The following is a 15,691-nucleotide window of genomic DNA, read 5'->3' as shown; positions in this document are numbered from 1 at the left end:
GATGACTGCGCGGGCCGAAGGCGCTTCGCACATTGGCAGCCTTGAAGTATGCCTGTGCGCCCGGCCGGGGTCCGACACAGTGGATGGATCAGGACGCGGTGGCCATGCGCCACGCCGTGTCGCCATGACCCACCAGCTCACCGCCGGCGCACGCGATCCAGGCCTGGTCGTCCGGAAGCAGCCATCCCCCGGTGAAGGCCGAGAACGCGGGCAGGATCGCCTGGTGCGCATCCAGCGCCAGTGCGGGGTGCCTGCCGGGCAGCCCCGGCAAGCGCACGACCGGATGCACATGGCCGCAAAGCACGTACCCGCGGGGGGGATCAGGCGCTTGGAGCGGGAAATGGCGGAAGCGGAACGGGCCGTCGCGGACGTCGTCGGGCAGGTGCACGACGCCGGCGGCATCCGCCACCAGGGCGCGGTCGTGGTTGCCGGCCACCACGCTCGCCACGCAGTCCGGATACGCGGCGAGCAGCGCCCGCCATGCCGTTTCGGCGCGCGCGTGCCGGCGGCCGTGCAGGAAGTCGCCCAGCACCCACAGTTCGCGCGCCCCGGTGGCGTGCAGCAGCGCGTCCAGGCGGGCAAGGTCGTGCCCGGTGCCGCCGCTGGGCACCGGGATTCCGGCCGCGCGCATGATGTCGCCCTTGCCCAGGTGCAGGTCGGCGATCAGCAGGCGCCCGCGCGCGGGCCAGTACAGCGTACGATCGGCGAGCAGCCGCATCGGCTCACCGGCCAGCAGCAGGTCAATCGCGCCGGGCATGGCGCTGCTCCAGCTGCAGGGCGGCGCGCGTCACGCGCGTACGCCAGTCCTCGGTGCTCAGCTGGCCGCGCATCGACTCCGCCCACAGCGGGAAGGCCAGCGGTGTCAGTCCGCGCGGGCGATGCAGGAGCAGCGTGCGCGCACCGCAGCGCTCCAGCGCCTCGCGCAGGCGCCGCACTTCCAGCTGCGCCTCCAGCACTTCGCGCTCGGCCTGCGCCAGCAACACGTGTTCCGGATCATGGCGGGTGAGCACGTCGAACAGGAGGCTGCTCGAAGCCTGTAGCTGGCGCAGTGACTTGATCGCACGCCCCGGCAGCGACGGCGCCAGCAGGCCGGCGACGCGCGCGATCTCGCGGAACTGCCGCCGCGCGAGCTCGGCCAGGTTGAGGCTGGCGCGCAGGTCGTCCATCAGGCCCTCGACGGACAGCATGCGTGTGAGCAGCACTTCGTCCGGAACGGCTTCGGCCTGGGCTGTCAGCACCAGCCCGTAATCGTTCATCGCCCAGGCGAAGGTGTTCGGCGCCTCGCGCGCCCAGCGCAGGGCCAGCAGCGGTGCCAGGCCTTCGTGCACCGCGCGCCCGGCGAACGGAAACAGGCACAGGTGCCAGCCTTGTCGCGTCTTCACGGCTTCGGCCAGCAGCGTGCCCGGCGCAGGCAATGCGGACAAGCGCGACTGCAGTGCAAGCAGCGGCGCCAGCGCGCGCATCTCCGGACTGTCGGCGGGCTGCGACAGGATCGCCTCCACTTCCGATGCGAGCTCGCTCGACAGCGGCATGCGCCCGCCCTGCCAGCGCGGCACCATGCCGTCGTTGCGCTTGGCGACGCGTACGTAGGCGGTCATGTCGCGCAGCTGCACGAGCTCCAGCGTGCGCCCTGCAAACTGGAAGCGATCGCGCAGGCGCAGCCGCGACACGAAGGCCTCCTCCACCGCGCCGAGGCCTCCGCCCTTGAGATAGCGCACCTGCACGCTGCCGTCGCTGGTAATGGTGCCGATGGAGAGGCGGTGACGGAAGGCGACGCGGCGGTCGTGCACGCGATGAATGCCGTCCTCGTCGCGCACCACGCGGCGGAAATCGGGGTAGTGCTCGAGCGCGCTGCCGCCGCGCACGATGAAGTCGAGTACGGCCGTCCAGGCCTCGTCCGAAAGCGCGGCGAAGGCATGGGTGCCGCGCACCTCTCCGAGCAGCGCGTCGGCGTCGAAGCCACCACCAAGGGCCAGGGTGACGCAATGCTGGGCCAGTACGTCCAGCGACAGCCGCGGCGGTGGACGCGCTTCGATGCGGCCGGCTGCGATGGCAGCACGCGCCGCAGCGTATTCGGCCAGTTCGAACGCGTGGGTCGGTACGCACACCACATGGCCGGCCTCCCCCGGGCGGTGACGCGCCCGCCCGCCGCGCTGCAGCAGCCGCGCCATGCCCTTCGGGCTGCCGACCTGCAGCACCTGGTCGACTGCGGGGAAGTCCACGCCCAGGTCGAGGCTGGAGGTCGCGACCACGCAGCGCACGCTGCCGTCGCGCAGGCCGGCTTCGGCGATGGCGCGCAGCGATGCATCCAGTGAACCGTGGTGAAGGGCCAGCGTGGACGGATCATCCAGCCAGACCGACTGCAGCGCGCGGTGCCAGAGTTCGGCCTGCGAACGCGTGTTGGTGAACAGCAGGCTGCTGCGTGCGCGCTGCAGCACGGCAGCAACACGTTCGAGCTGCGACAGGCCGAGGTGCCCGGCCCAGGGGAAACGTTCGCCCTCACCCGGGATCAGCGTCTCCAGCGTCATCTTCCGTGGCCGTGGCGCCGCGAGGATCGGCGCGTCCGGGACGTGCGGCAGCAGGACGTCTCGCGCCTCGTCGAGGTTGCCCAGCGTCGCCGACAGTCCCCAGGTGCGCGCGCCGGGCGCCAGCGTGCGCAGCCGCGCCAGGCACAGCTGCAGCAGCACGCCGCGCTTGTTGCCCAGCAGCTCATGCCACTCGTCGACCACCACGGCGCGCACGCCGGCGAACAACGCACCGGCATCCGGATACGACAGCGACAGCGCGAATGACTCCGGGGTCGTGACCAGCAGGTCGGCCAGGCCCTTGCGCGCCAGGCGCCGGTCTCGCGCGCCGGCATCGCCGGTGCGCATGGCGACCGTCCACGGCACGCCGAGCGCTTCGATCGGCCCGCGCGCGGCGCGCACGGTATCGACCGCGAGTGCGCGCAGCGGCGTGATCCACAGCACGCGTAGCCGCGGCGTGGCGAAGGCACCCCGACGCGTGGATGCGGGTGCGTCGCCCAGGCTCAACGCTTCCAGCAGTGGCCCACCGAGCGCGGCGAGGGTCTTGCCGCTGCCCGTCGGCGTGACCAGCAGCCCGGACTCGCCCGCAAGGTAGCGGCGCCAGGCCTCGCGCTGGAACGTGGCCGGTCGCCAGCCCTGCGCCGCGAACCAGGCGCTGAGCGGGGCATCAAGGCGGCTCCGCGCCCGAACGCTCATCGCGCCAGCGCCTTCAGTGCATCGAGGCTGTCCGCCTCGCGCGCGAGCTTGTCCTCGCGCCAGCGCAGGATGCGGGGGAAGCGCACCGCGATGCCGGATTTGTGCCGCGCAGACCGGTTCACGCCCTCGAAGCCGAGTTCGAACACGTGCACTGCTTCCACTGATCGCACCGGTCCGAACCGTTCGAGCGTGTGCGCGCGGATCCAGCGGTCCAGGCGCAGGATCTCGGCGTCGTCCAGACCGGAATACGCCTTGGCCACCGGCACCAGCGCGTCGCCGTCCCAGAGCCCGAAGGTGTAGTCGGTGAACAGGGTGCTGCGCCGGCCGTGGCCGCCCTGGGCGTACATCAGCACCGCATCGATGCTCAGCGGGTCGACCTTCCACTTCCACCAATCGCCTCGCTTGCGCCCGTGGCGGTAGGGCGAGTCCGCGCGCTTGAGCATCAGGCCTTCGACGCCGCGTTCACGCGATTGTTCGCGAAGCGCGGCGGCCTGCGCCCAGTCGCCGGCCTGCACGCGCGAGGACAGCACGAGCCGATCGGGATCGGCGTCCACAAGCAGCTCGGCAAGGCGCGTGCGGCGCGCTTCAAGCGGCCACGCACGCAGGTCTTCCCCCTCCAGTTCAAGCAGGTCGTAGGCGACCACGCGTGCCGGCGCCGTGGCCAGCGCCTTCGGTCCGGGCTTCAGCCGTTGGATGCGCGTCTGCAGCGCGCTGAAGGGCATGGGTTCGTCGGCTCCGGGCTCCCACGCGAGCAACTCGCCGTCGATCACGCAGGCGCGGCGCAGCGCGGCGGCGGCGGTCTCGATCTCCGGGAAGCGGCCATCCATGCGCTCCTCGCCGCGCGACCACAGCGCAATGCCACCGGCCCGCCGGATGAGCTGCAGGCGGATGCCGTCCCACTTCCACTCGAGCACCCAGTCGCCCACCGGGCCCAGCGTTTCCGGATCTGCTTCCAGCGGCGATGCGAGGAAGAAGGGATACGGCAGCTCGGCGTCGCCCGGCTGCGCGTCCGGTGACAGCAGGCCTTCGAGGAAGGCCGCGGTCGGCGTCCAGCGCCCGAGCATGCGCTGGGCGATGAGCGCAATGTCGACGCCGGACATTTCGGCCAACGCCTGCTGCACCAGCCCCTGCGACACGCCCACGCGCAGCGCGCCGGTCAGCAGCTTGTTGAATACCAGGCGCTCGCGGAAGCACAGGCTGCGCCACGCGGCCACGACCACCGCGCGCCGGTCCTCCGGGTCGCCATTGGCGACAGGGGCGAGGCGAAGCTCGATCCAGTCGGCCAAGCCATATTCCGCCACCGCCGCCTGGTCTACCTCACCTGCATCACATGCAGCCCGGGGCGGATCGTCCAGCAGCAGCGCCAGCGTCTCCGCCAGGTCACCCACTTGGTGATGGCAGGCCTCGACCAGCCAGTCCGGCGTGCCGCTCTCCTCGCCGATCCAGGCCCGCAGTTCACCGGTACCGGCGATCTTCGCGCGCGCGCCACCGACCTTGCCGCCGGACAGCAGCCACAGCGCCCAGGCCGCATCGCGCGGCGGCGCATCCCGGAAGTAGTCGACCAGCGCACGGCGACGGTCGAGGGTGCCAGCAAGGCGGTCGAGCCGCTCATACAGGGCGGCGAAGCGGCGCATCAGTCGTCCTCGCCATAGCCGGTGGCGAATACGCCGGTGTCGATGCCTCGGTCGTTGAGCACCCGCACCAGCGCATCGGTGTCGCCGTGGGTGGCGATCACGCGCCGCGCCCCGGTCTCGTGCGCGGTACGCAGCAGCGCAGGCCAGTCGGCGTGGTCGGAGACCACGAAGCCACGGTCGAGGTTGCGCCGGCGCCGGTTGCCGCGGATGCGCATCCAGCCCGAGGCAAAGCCCTGCTGGGCGCGCCGGAAGCGGCGGATCCACGGACTGCCCGCGGCCGACGGCGGTGCGATGACCAGTTCGCCCGCGAAGGCGGTTCCGCGCGCCTCGTCGGCGACGCGGCGGGTATCCAGCATCGGTACGCCGACCTCGCGATACACCTGCACGCCGGCGTCGATCGCGCCGTGCAGATACGCCGGCCGGTCGGTATGCGCCGCAAGTTCGGCCAGCACCCGCTGCGCCTTGCCCAGCGCGTAGCAATACAGGATCGCCGCCTCGCCGTTGGCCTCGCACTCCTCGCGCCAGGCGACGATGTCGCGCGCGACCTCCGAGACCGGTTGCCAGCGGTAGATCGGCAGCGCGAAGGTCGCCTCGGTGATGAAGACGTCGCAGGGCACGACCTCGAACGGCAGGCAGGTCGGATCGTGGTCGCGCTTGTAGTCACCGGATGCGACCCAGACCTCGCCGCCGGCTTCGATCCGCACCTGTGTCGAACCCAGCACGTGGCCCGCCGGATGGAAGGACACCAGCGCGCCGCCGATGCGCACGCGCTCGCCCAGTGCATGCACGTGGTAGTCCTGGTCGCCCAGGCGCCAGCGCAGGATCGGCAATCCTTCCTCGGCCACGTGGTAGCAGCCCATGCCGGTGCGCGCATGGTCGCCATGGCCATGGGTGATCACCGCGCGCGGTACGGGGCGCGAGGGATCGATATGGAAATCGCCGGGCGGGCAGTACAGCCCGTCCGGCGTGGACACCACCAGGTCGCCGCGCGGCATGCCGGGGCGTACTCAGCGCAGGTCGACGGCGTCAACCTTGTCGGTGTAGTCCTTCTTCGGATCGATGCCGAGCAGCATCTTCACGCCGGCAAGCATGCTTGAGGCGTCGATCCACACTTCGGCATCTTCGGCATCCAGGCGCAGCAGGCGGAGCTTCGGATCGTCCTTGCCTTCGTACCAGGCGCCGACGAAGGGGTTCCACAGTCGTTCGACCACCGCGCGGTCGGTGTCAACGCGCAGCGTGCCGCGGATGCTCGCGAACAGGTCGTGGCCCTTGGAGGCGAAGCCGGCAATCGCGCGCCCGCTGCCGCCCTCGGCGAGGGTGCGCACCAAGGCGTTGTCGACGGAGGTGAAGAACCAGATCGGAGAGCGGCGGTCTTCCGCCTGCGCGGTCATGGGGCGTGCATGTCCGTCTTCCATGCCGTCCAGGCCGAGCATGACCGTGCGGTCGCTTTCCAGCGCCTTCCAGAACTTCTCTTCAAGATCGCGTGGGTCGGTCATCGTGGACTCCGGATTGGGGGGAGGTCTGGATTCAAGCACCCGCCCGGTGACAGCCACGTTGGCGTCGCGCGCACGCCGGCAGTCGCGCCCGGCCGGTTCACCTGCCGCGGACCGTCACTGCCGGATGATCGCTGCCACCAGCGACCTCAGAAGGCAGACCCATCCATGAATCCGGACCTCATCGGCTGGGCCGCCTCGGCCATCCTGCTCGCCACCCTCAGCCGCCAGATCGTCACGCAATGGAAGGACAAGGACGCCAAGGGCGTCTCACGCTGGCTGTTCGTGGGGCAGATCGCGGCGTCGACGGGCTTCGTGGTCTACAGCTGGCTGCTCGACAACTGGGTGTTCATCGTCACCAACGCGCTGATCCTGCTGACGGCAATCGTCGGGGAAGCAGGACTCCTGCTGCGCCGCCGGCAAGCCGCCAGCGCGGACTGACCCGGCCGGCTGCTCAAGCGATCACGGGCAGCGGGCAAACCGTCGAATCGCCTTCGGCCACGTCCTGCATGGCCTCCAGCAGCCCGCACAGGCTGCGCAGGTCCTGTGCGTTGTGCAGGCCGACGCGGCGCAGCTTGGAAGCGCTGCCGCCGCGCAGGTATCCCAGCCATGCGCCGGGGGCCTCCGACCCGGGCAGGTCGTCCTCGCGCAGAACGCCCAGCAGCTCGCGTTCGACGGTGGCCAGGCGGCAATTGGCCCAGACGCCCCGATAGCGACGCCGCACCGGATGCAGCAAGTCGACATGGCGCAGCTCGGGCAGCGGATCCGGCTGCCGTGCGAGGCGGTAGCGCGTGGACAGCAGCGGGCGGTCGTAGCTCTTGCCGTTGTAGCTGACCAGCACCGTCTCCGGGTCGATCCAGGCGGCGAAGGTCGCGAGCATCGCCTCCTCCGCCGCCAGCTTCGTGATGCACAGCTGGCGGATGCGAAGGCCGCCGTCGCGCCAGTCGGCGGCGCCGATCATGAAAGCGCGCGTGCCGGTGCCTCCGGCGAGGCCGGTGGTTTCAGTGTCGAAGGCGAGCAGGTGCGCGCGCGGGATGTCGTCCTGGCCTATGCCGTGGAGTGGCAGGGTGTCCTCGCCTGCAGGCCACGGCGTCCATTGCTCGTGGTAACGCAGTCCGGGGGCGACTTCTTCGCCGGGGAGTGCGCGGTCGAGACTGCGCGGTGCCGGCGGGGGTGCCGCGGTGCGGATCTTCAACAGGCTGCGGAGCTGGGCGATCGTGGCTTCGCGCGACGCCTTCGCGGCGATGGCGTCGGCGCGATACGGGGCCCCCGTGTCGCGCAGCGCGCGGGCCGGATCCGGCCCAACGCCCGAAACAACGCTTGTGGACGGGGGGGCCGCCGGGGCCGCCGCCGGCGTCGAACCCGCCTGTCTGCGCAGTCCGGCGAGTCTTTTCGCCAGCGCGCTCATCCGGCCACCAGCAGGTCCAGCACGCGCAGCGCCAGCTGCCGCGGCGTCTGCGCCGCATCCTCGTCCACGGCCAGGATCGGCCCGACGCAGGCGGGACAGCCGCCGTGGCAGTCGCAGTCCGCCACCACCGCGCGCGCCTGCGCCAGCAGTTCGATGCGGCGTTCGTAGAGCGGCGACGACAGGCCGACGCCGCCGGGATAGTTGTCGTAGAGGTACAGCGTCGGAGTGAAGCTTCCAGCCGCCGGCAGCAGCATCGCCCCGTCGCCACCCGGCACAGGCACGCCGTCGCCATCGCTGAAGGGCGCGCCTTCCGGGCCGCGCAGCTGACCCCGCCCACGTGCATCGCGGCTCGCGAACCACGCCCCATCGCCACTGCCCACGGCCTTCAGCAGGTCGCGCGACTCCGCCATCACCGCCACCTGCGCCACCAGGTGCAGCGCGTGCGCGGCACCGAGGAAGCCGTCGAGCGCCTCGTGGCGCATCGCGAACGCATCCTCGAGCACGCGCTGCGGCAGCTGCCACCACACGGCGCTGGTGTGCAGCTCCTGGTCCGGCAGCGTCACCGGGCCGTAGCCGATGTTCTCGTGGGTATGGAAGCGGATCTTCTTGTAGCCCGACACGCGGCGCACCACGTGCACTTCGCCCAGGTGCGCGGAGCCCTGCCCCGCTGACGCCTGCTCGGCATCGTCGAGCACCTTGAGCTTGGTGTAGTCGATGGCGTCGGTGTAGTAGTCGACGTGGGTGCGCTGCACGTAGGCCTTGCGGCCCTCCCAGTCCAGCCGCTCCACCTGGAAGGGCTCGGACTGCACCATGTGGATCGCGCCCTCGTACAGCGTCAGCGCCGCGGCGGAGTAGTCGACCTCGGCGATGATCTTCTGGCGGCCGTCGGTACGGTCGACCACCACGAAGTTGCCATCGGCCACCGAGCGCAGGTTCACCGCCTGCGCGGGATAGCTGTCGGCGATCCATTCCCAGCGCTCGCCTTCGTGGTGCAGCACGCCGCTTTCGGCCAGCACCTCCAGCCACGGACCCGGATCCACGGGGCCGAAACCGTCGCCGTTGCGGAACGGCAGTTCGAATGCAGCGCAGCGGATGTGATCAAGCAGGATCAGCGGCTGGTCGGGTTCGATGCGCGCCTGCTCGGGGCTGGCCGCGGCGAAGAACTCCGGATGCCGCACCACGTACTGGTCCAGCGCTTCGGAGCTCGCCACCAGCACGCCCAGCGACGGCTGCTGTCGGCGCCCGGCACGACCGAAGCGCTGCCAGGTGGCGGAGATGCTGCCGGGATAACCGTTCAGCACCACCACGTCGAGGCTGCCGATATCGACGCCCAGTTCCAGCGCCGAGGTGCTGACGATGCCGTCGATGCGCCCGGCGCGCATGTCCTGCTCCACCGCGCGGCGTTCGGTCGGCAGGTAGCCGCCGCGGTAGCCACGGATGCGTCGCGGCTTGCGCGGATCGTGGTCGAAGACCTCCTTCAGGTACTTGGTCAGCACCTCGACCATCGACCGCGACTGGCAGAACACCAGCGTTTTCAGCCCGGCGCGGATCGCCAGCCGCGCGATGCGGTTGGACTGCGAGCGTGCCGACGCGCGGATGCCGAGGTCCGGGTTGATGACCGGCGGGTTCCACAGCAGCACGTGCTTGTCGCCGCGCGGCGCGCCGCTGTGCTCGATGACTTCGACCTCGTCGAGCGCGGCTTCGATCAGCGCGCGCCCGTGCTCGCCGGCATTGCCGATGGTCGCCGAGCACAGGATGAAGGTCGGCGACGTGCCGTAGAACGCGCACACCCGCTTCAGCCGGCGGATGACATTGGCGACATGGCTGCCGAACACGCCGCGGTAGGTGTGCACTTCATCGATCACCACGTAGCGCAGGTTCTCGAAGAACTGCGCCCACTTGGTGTGGTGCGGCAGGATGCCCTGGTGGAGCATGTCGGGATTGCTGACCACGATGTCGCCGCTGACCCGGATCGCGCGTCGCGCATCACCCGGGGTATCGCCGTCGAAGGTGGCAGCACGCAGGCCGAGGTCGCCGGCGGCGTTGAGCTCCAGCAGTTCGGACACCTGGTCCTGCGCCAGCGCCTTGGTCGGGAACAGGTACAGCGCCTTGCCGCGCTCGCGCAGCGCGCTGGCGACGACGGGCAACGTGTAGCAGAGCGACTTGCCAGAAGCCGTGGGCGTGGCGACCACCAGGTGGCGGCCGGCCTGCGTGGCGGCCCAGGCGCGGGCCTGGTGGCTGTACAGCCGCTCGATCCCGCGCGCGCGCAGCGCCCGTGCCAAGGGTTCCGGCAGGTCGTCGGGGAACGGCGCGTACTCGCCCCCCTGCCCCGGCAGCATCAGGCTGCCGGTGACGCGGCCCGGGTACTTGGCCTCCAGCTTCGCGGCCAGCGTGGTGCCGCCCGCGGTAGTTGCGAGGTCGTGGGTGGGCTTCAGGATGGCGTTCAAAGGACTGCGGGCTCCGGCGCGTGGGACCCGCAGGCTGGGCCGGAGCGGTCTCATCTCCTGCGACTCGCCCGCCGCTCCTCGCTTGTGGAGGGACTACAGCAGGCGTCGCAGTGCTTCGGCGAATCCCGCACCACGCCGCGGATCCGCGCCAAGGTAGAAATCCGGTTCGATCAGCTCGGCTTCCATCAGCAGCCAGTGGCCTGCCGCATCGCGCACGGTGTCGATACGGGCATACAACAGCGGCTTCCCGATGGCGGCCAGGGTGCGCTCGGCGAGGGCCAGCGCGCCGGCTGGCGGCGACGGCAGCGGGGTGTACAAGCCTCCGAACTGCTCCTGGACGCGGAACTCACCCTCCGGTGGCCGCTTGTTCACCGCATGGCTCAACGTACCGCCGAAGAACAGCAGCGAAGTTTCGCCCTCGGTGGCAATGGTCGGGAGGTAGGGCTGGATCAGCATGTCCATGACTTCGCCATCCGCTCGCGGTTCGTCGGGCAGCGCATTGGCGAAGGGCTCGCCGCGACGCACGCGGCGCGTGTTCCAGGCACCGCCCGACACCGATGGCTTGACGATCAGCTCCCCGGCGCCGGTATCCGCGAACACCTCTTCCAGCTGCTCCGGCGTCAGCTGGCGCGTCAGCACCGTGGGTGGCACCGGCACGCCGCGCGCCGACAGTTCCAGCAGGTAGCGCTTGTCGGAGTTCCATGCCAGCACGTCGGCCGGGTTGGACATCGGCACCCCCGCCTGACGCCAGGTCTCGCACGCGCGCAGCCAGCGGACCTGGTCGCGGTGATAGCCCCACACCAGCAGGGGCAGGACCTGCGCATGGCCACGCAGGCCGTCGGCGTCGCCCACGTGCGCGGTCCAAGGGGTAGCCACCACCGGAATGCCCCGCGCCGCGAGCGCATCCTGCAGCCGGGCCAGCACGGTCTGCCAGAGCCCGTGGTAGCTGTCGTCGGCGGGATCCGGGGTCAGGATCGCGATCTGGTTCATACCGGTTCCTCCGTTGCCACTGTCATGACGCCGCGTGGCCAACACTGGGCCCTCCACGCTCTGGAGCCCCCAATGGCCAAGTCCAACCCCACCATCCCCGACGCACCGGCCGAGGAATCCAGCCTCGACGACGGCGCCGACCTGCCCGAAACCCGCGGGCCGAAGCTGAAGGATCCGCGCGCGGTCTCGGCGATCGACAATATCGGCGTCGACACCGGCGCCGATCTCCTGGACGTGGCGCTTGACGACCAGCTTGGCGATGTCGACGCAGACGGCCGCTCCTTCGCCGACGACAAGCGCAGCGACACGCTCGGCGACGACGAAGCACGCGAACGACGCTGAAGCACCCCGCCGCGCCGGCGAACGGACCACGGCCCCGGTGCGCGGGCCACGGTCCCTAGTCCGGCATCGCCAGGCCCACGCGCGCGTGCCTGCGCCCGTAGGCGAAGTAGATGGCCGCGCCGATCACCAGCCACACCGCGAAGCGCACCCAGGTCAGCGTGGTCAGGTTGAGCATCAGGTAGAAGCACAGCACGGCGGACACGATCGGCAGCACCGGAGAAAACGGCACGCGGTAGGCGCGCGGCAGGTCCGGCCGCTTCCTGCGCAGCACCACCACCGCGATGCTCACCAGCACGAAGGCCGACAGCGTGCCGATGTTGATCATCTCTTCCAGGATCTCGACCTGGGTGAAGCCGGCCAGCAGCGCCACCGCGGCGCCGGTGATCAGCTGCAGGCGCACCGGCGTCTTGCGGGTCTTCGACGTGACGCTGAGCCAGCGCGGCAGCAGGCCGTCGCGGCTCATCGCGAGCAGCACGCGCGACAGCCCCATCAGCAGCACCATGATCACCGTGGTCAGGCCCAGCAGGATGCCGATCGAGATCACCTGCGCCGCCCAGCCCGCGCCGACGGCCACGAAGGCCGTCGCCAGCGACGGGTTCTCCGCCTCGGCCAGCAGCGTGTACGGCACCATGCCGGTCAGGGCCAGCGCGACGCCGATGTAAAGCACCGTCACCAGTGCCAGGCCGCCGAAGATGCCCAGCGGCAGCGTGCGCTGCGGATCCTTGACCTCCTCGGCCGAGGTCGCGACCACGTCGAAGCCGATGAAGGCGAAGAACACCAGCGCCGCGCCCGACAGCACGCCGGCCAGCCCGTACTTCGCCGGCTCCGCACCCGTCGCCCAGGCGAACAGCGACTGCGACCAGACATCCGCGTCGCCACCCGTGGCGGGTTCGGAGGGCGGGACGAAGGGCGTGAAGTTGGCCGGATCGAGATAGGTGAAGCCCACCACGATCACGAACACCACCACGCCGACCTTGATCACGGTGAACACGTTGTTGACCCGCGCCGACAGCTTGGTGCCCAGGATCAGCAGGCCCGTGAACACGCTCACGATGAACAGCGGGCCCCAGTCCACGGCGATGCCCAGCACGGCGATGGTGGTGGGTATGTGGACATCCATCAGCTCGAACACCATCGCCAGGTAGATGCCCCAGTACTTGGCGATCACCGCGCCCGCGGTGAGCAGTTCCAGGATCAGGTCCCAGCCGATGATCCAGGCCAGGAACTCGCCCAGCGTGGCATACGTATAGGTGTAGGCACTGCCGGCGACCGGGATGCTGGACGCGAACTCCGCGTAGCACATGATCGCCAGCGCGCAGGCCAGCGCCGCGAGCATGAACGACACCGTGACCGCCGGCCCCGCGAAGCTGCCCGCCGCGCGCGCGCCGACCGAAAAAATGCCCGCGCCAACCGCCACCGCAACGCCCAGGATCATCAGGTCCCAAGCGGTGAGCGTGCGCTTGAGCTCGCGGCCGGGCTCGCGGCTGTCGGCGATGGTCTGCTCGATGGACTTGGTGCGGAAGAGGCTTCGCGAGGGGCGGGGCCGGGGCGTTGCTTCGCTCATTCGGACGCGGCTCGTGTTGCGGTCGGGTTGATCCGCAGACTACGCCGCCCGGCAAGCGCCAGACAATGCCGAAAGGGCCGGACACAGCGCCCTCGCGACCGCCGGCGCTATGCTTGTCCGATGCGAACCGTCTCCGCCACCCGCTATGTCACGCCGCTGCGCGAAGGCGGCTCGATGCCGGCGATCGTCGAAGCCGACGACGACGGCATGTACGTGCTGAAGTTCCGCGGCGCCGGCCAAGGCCCGCGTGCGCTGGTGGCGGAGCTGGTCTCCGGCGGTATCGCGCGGGCGCTCGGGCTTCCGTTTCCCGAACTGGTGTTCATGGAGCTCGATGCCGAGCTGGCCCGCACCGAAGGCGACCCGGAGATCCAGGAGCTGATCAAGGCGAGCGCGGGCCTCAACATCGCGCTCGATTATCTTCCGGGCGCGGTCAACTTCGATCCGGTGGCGGAACAGCCCTCGGCCGGGCTCGCTTCGGCGATCGTCTGGTTCGATGCGTTCACCAGCAACGTCGATCGCACCGTTCGCAACCCCAACCTGCTGGTCTGGCACGGGCAGCTGACCCTGATCGACCACGGCGCGTCGCTGTACTTCCACCACGGCTGGGACGGCGACACCTCGGGCGCCGGGAAGCCCTTCCCGCTCATCCGCGAGCACGTGCTGCTTTCCTGGGCCAGCGAACTGGGGCAGGCGGACGCGCGCCTCAGCGCGCTGCTGCCGCCAGAGCGGCTGGCGGAGATCGTGGCGCTGGTTCCCGATGCATGGCTCCAGGGCGGCGACGCCTTCGGCAGCCCGCAGCAGCAGCGCGACGCCTACGCAAGTTACCTGCAGCAGCGTCTCGTGCTGCCCCGCGCCTTCGTGCAGGAGGCCATCCGTGCGCGCGCATGACAGCTACGACTACGCCGTGATCCGGGTGGTGCCACGCGTGGAGCGCGGCGAGTTCATCAACGTCGGCGTGATCGCTTCCTGCGAGAAGACGGGCTACCTCAAGGCGGTCATCGAACTGGACGAGGTGCGCCTGCGGTCACTGGATCCGCGGATCGACCTGCCCACCCTGCGGCCGCACCTCGACGCCATCCGGCGCATCTGCGAAGGCGGCCCCGGGGGCGGTCCGATCGGCCTGCTCCCTCAGCGCGCACGCTTTCATTGGCTGACCGCAAAACGGAGTGCCGTCATCCAGACCTCGCAGGTGCACATGGGCCGTTGCGGCGACATGGACGCCATCGTCGAGCACCTGATGGACAGGATGGTGCGGGTCAGCTGATGCGGAACATCGGCTGGCCGATGTGGGAGTCGCGGCGCGGCCGCAAGCGATAGCTGCCGTGGATATAGGCGACGTGCGGGCTGCTGCGGCGGCGGGGCACGTGATGGCCGGGCGCGGAGCGCGCCTGCGGCAGGCCGGCCTGGATGCGCGTGAGGCTGGTGGCCGGCTTCGACCTGGCGCGGGAGCGCGTGGTCCGGGAAGGGCGGCGAGGGAAGAAAAGGGACAGGATTGAGTGTTTGATTTGACTGGTGATTCTGATCCTCCAAGAATTAAATTCAATGTTTACAACGAGTTAACGCGCCAATTATAGCACAATCCTGACTTTTATGAATAGGGAACCCAGGTTTCGCTGCAATAACCCGTGGCTTGACCCGGGTCATTGGGGAAGGCGCCTGGCCACCCTTAGCATGGTTGGCAGACCCACTGCTCCCTGGAGCTTTCCATGACACTCAAGCAACTCCCCTTGGCGTTGGCCCTCACGCTCGTGCTCGGCACGATGGCGTCGGGCTGCGCCCAGGACGATATCCAGCCGGCCCCGTCGGTGGACTTCGCGACCGCCGCCCACGACGCCTACCCTGAAGCCGACGCGCACGCCGACTCGCATGACGCAGACCATGCCCACGCAGTCGCCGAGGCCTCGGGCGTGGACTTCCCCGTTCCCGACAACCACGAGCGCTGGCAGCCCGATGCACCCTTGATCGAAGGCATGTCGCGCGTCCGCACTGCGCTCGCCGGCCTGGAGCACGCCGGTGCCGCGCAACATCCGGATGAGGCCACCGTGGGGGCGCGCGCCGCCGACGTCGACGCCGCGATCGAGTACATGTTCGCCAACTGCAGCCTGGATACCGAGCCCGACATCGCCCTGCACGCCATCCTGGCGCGGCTGATGGCCGGCACCCAGGCCCTGCACGCGGATCCCGCCGACACCACTCCGGTGGTCGACATGGAAGCGACGATCGACAACTACGAGCAGCTGTTCAACGATCCCGCTGCCGAAGCCGCTTCGTAGGTACTCGCGGCCAGTACGCGCCCTCCAGCCCTGCGCTGGAGGGCAGTCACGCTCAGCGCTGCACCGGCCGCCGGTAGAGCGCGGCGCTGATGCACGAGAACACGCTGACCACGAACCACCCGAACGGGAACAGCGACAGGGTGATGATCCAGGTCAGCCCGCCGGCGATGCAGCCGGCGACGAACCACAGGATCGCCGACAGCACGCGCCCCTGCACCAGCTGGCCCAGGCCGGGAATGAAAAGGCTGCAGATGGCGGCGATGACGTTGCCGGTGGAACCTTGTCCGTTGCTCATCAGGGGTGCTCCAGGTGAATCGGT

General features: G+C 70.0%; 15 protein-coding genes. 5 read left to right on the top strand and 10 right to left on the bottom strand.

Going from position 1 to position 15,691, the window contains the following annotated elements; all coding sequences use genetic code 11:
* Positions 1 to 88 precede the first annotated feature (88 nt).
* The 5 genes from pdeM to ACW5F0_RS13205 are packed head-to-tail and all read right to left on the bottom strand — an operon-like array spanning position 89 to position 6,351.
* Positions 89 to 757, bottom strand: coding sequence for a ligase-associated DNA damage response endonuclease PdeM (pdeM, locus tag ACW5F0_RS13225; RefSeq protein WP_456999911.1), 669 nt, complete (start codon positions 755 to 757; stop codon positions 89 to 91).
* Positions 741 to 3,221 (bottom strand): ligase-associated DNA damage response DEXH box helicase, encoded by a 2,481-nt coding sequence (locus ACW5F0_RS13220; protein ID WP_456999910.1) that lies wholly within the window; start codon positions 3,219 to 3,221, stop codon positions 741 to 743. The genes pdeM and ACW5F0_RS13220 overlap by 17 nt, the downstream gene beginning before the upstream one ends.
* A complete protein-coding gene (locus tag ACW5F0_RS13215; RefSeq protein WP_456963943.1) occupies positions 3,218 to 4,855 on the bottom strand; it encodes an ATP-dependent DNA ligase in 1,638 nt (545 codons plus the stop codon). Before ACW5F0_RS13215 ends, ACW5F0_RS13220 begins: the two co-directional genes overlap by 4 nt.
* On the bottom strand, positions 4,855 to 5,850 hold the full coding sequence (locus tag ACW5F0_RS13210) for a ligase-associated DNA damage response exonuclease (protein ID WP_456999909.1): 996 nt from the start codon (positions 5,848 to 5,850) through the stop codon (positions 4,855 to 4,857). The genes ACW5F0_RS13215 and ACW5F0_RS13210 overlap by 1 nt, the downstream gene beginning before the upstream one ends.
* Before the next feature lie 12 nt (positions 5,851 to 5,862).
* Entirely contained in the window at positions 5,863 to 6,351 is a 489-nt protein-coding gene (locus tag ACW5F0_RS13205) for a pyridoxamine 5'-phosphate oxidase family protein (protein WP_456999908.1), read from the bottom strand.
* Between the two features lie 165 nt (positions 6,352 to 6,516).
* Between ACW5F0_RS13205 and ACW5F0_RS13200 the strand changes: the two genes are divergently transcribed.
* A complete protein-coding gene (locus ACW5F0_RS13200; RefSeq protein WP_456963940.1) occupies positions 6,517 to 6,789 on the top strand; it encodes a hypothetical protein in 273 nt (90 codons plus the stop codon).
* 13 nt (positions 6,790 to 6,802) lie between these two features.
* Here the strand turns inward: ACW5F0_RS13200 and ACW5F0_RS13195 are convergent, their stop codons facing one another.
* From ACW5F0_RS13195 to ACW5F0_RS13185, 3 genes are read right to left on the bottom strand one after another with little or no spacing between them, the layout of a single operon-like run.
* Positions 6,803 to 7,756: a ribonuclease H-like domain-containing protein gene (locus ACW5F0_RS13195; protein WP_456963939.1), complete on the bottom strand. Its 954-nt coding sequence runs from the start codon at positions 7,754 to 7,756 to the stop codon at positions 6,803 to 6,805.
* On the bottom strand, positions 7,753 to 10,257 hold the full coding sequence (locus ACW5F0_RS13190) for a DEAD/DEAH box helicase (RefSeq protein WP_456999907.1): 2,505 nt from the start codon (positions 10,255 to 10,257) through the stop codon (positions 7,753 to 7,755). Before ACW5F0_RS13190 ends, ACW5F0_RS13195 begins: the two co-directional genes overlap by 4 nt.
* 39 nt (positions 10,258 to 10,296) lie before the next feature.
* A complete protein-coding gene (locus ACW5F0_RS13185) occupies positions 10,297 to 11,193 on the bottom strand; it encodes an ATP-grasp domain-containing protein (protein WP_456999906.1) in 897 nt (298 codons plus the stop codon).
* 72 nt (positions 11,194 to 11,265) lie between these two features.
* Between ACW5F0_RS13185 and ACW5F0_RS13180 the strand changes: the two genes are divergently transcribed.
* The gene (locus ACW5F0_RS13180; RefSeq protein ID WP_456963936.1) at positions 11,266 to 11,535 is read left to right on the top strand and encodes a hypothetical protein; all 270 of its coding nucleotides are present in this window, start codon (positions 11,266 to 11,268) and stop codon (positions 11,533 to 11,535) included.
* A gap of 55 nt (positions 11,536 to 11,590) precedes the next feature.
* On the opposite strand, the gene ACW5F0_RS13175 is transcribed toward ACW5F0_RS13180, so the two are convergent.
* Positions 11,591 to 13,099, bottom strand: coding sequence for an amino acid permease (locus ACW5F0_RS13175; RefSeq protein WP_456963935.1), 1,509 nt, complete (start codon positions 13,097 to 13,099; stop codon positions 11,591 to 11,593).
* A gap of 120 nt (positions 13,100 to 13,219) precedes the next feature.
* On the opposite strand from ACW5F0_RS13175, the gene ACW5F0_RS13170 reads away from it, so the two are divergent.
* From ACW5F0_RS13170 to ACW5F0_RS13160, 3 genes are all read left to right on the top strand, one after another.
* Entirely contained in the window at positions 13,220 to 13,987 is a 768-nt protein-coding gene (locus tag ACW5F0_RS13170) for a HipA family kinase (protein ID WP_456963934.1), read from the top strand.
* Entirely contained in the window at positions 13,974 to 14,363 is a 390-nt protein-coding gene (locus tag ACW5F0_RS13165) for a DUF3037 domain-containing protein (protein WP_456963933.1), read from the top strand. Before ACW5F0_RS13170 ends, ACW5F0_RS13165 begins: the two co-directional genes overlap by 14 nt.
* Positions 14,364 to 14,805: 442 nt before the next feature.
* Positions 14,806 to 15,372 (top strand): hypothetical protein, encoded by a 567-nt coding sequence (locus tag ACW5F0_RS13160; RefSeq protein WP_456999905.1) that lies wholly within the window; start codon positions 14,806 to 14,808, stop codon positions 15,370 to 15,372.
* A 52-nt stretch (positions 15,373 to 15,424) separates the two neighbouring features.
* Here ACW5F0_RS13160 and ACW5F0_RS13155 read toward each other — a convergent pair whose 3' ends face one another.
* The gene (locus ACW5F0_RS13155; protein ID WP_456999904.1) at positions 15,425 to 15,667 is read right to left on the bottom strand and encodes a hypothetical protein; all 243 of its coding nucleotides are present in this window, start codon (positions 15,665 to 15,667) and stop codon (positions 15,425 to 15,427) included.
* Positions 15,668 to 15,691: the final 24 nt, after the last annotated feature.

The sequence above is a fragment of the Luteimonas sp. A534 genome (assembly GCF_054072805.1).
The sequence above is the reverse complement of the archived record's forward strand: the minus strand, read 5'-3'. Positions and strand labels throughout refer to the sequence as shown.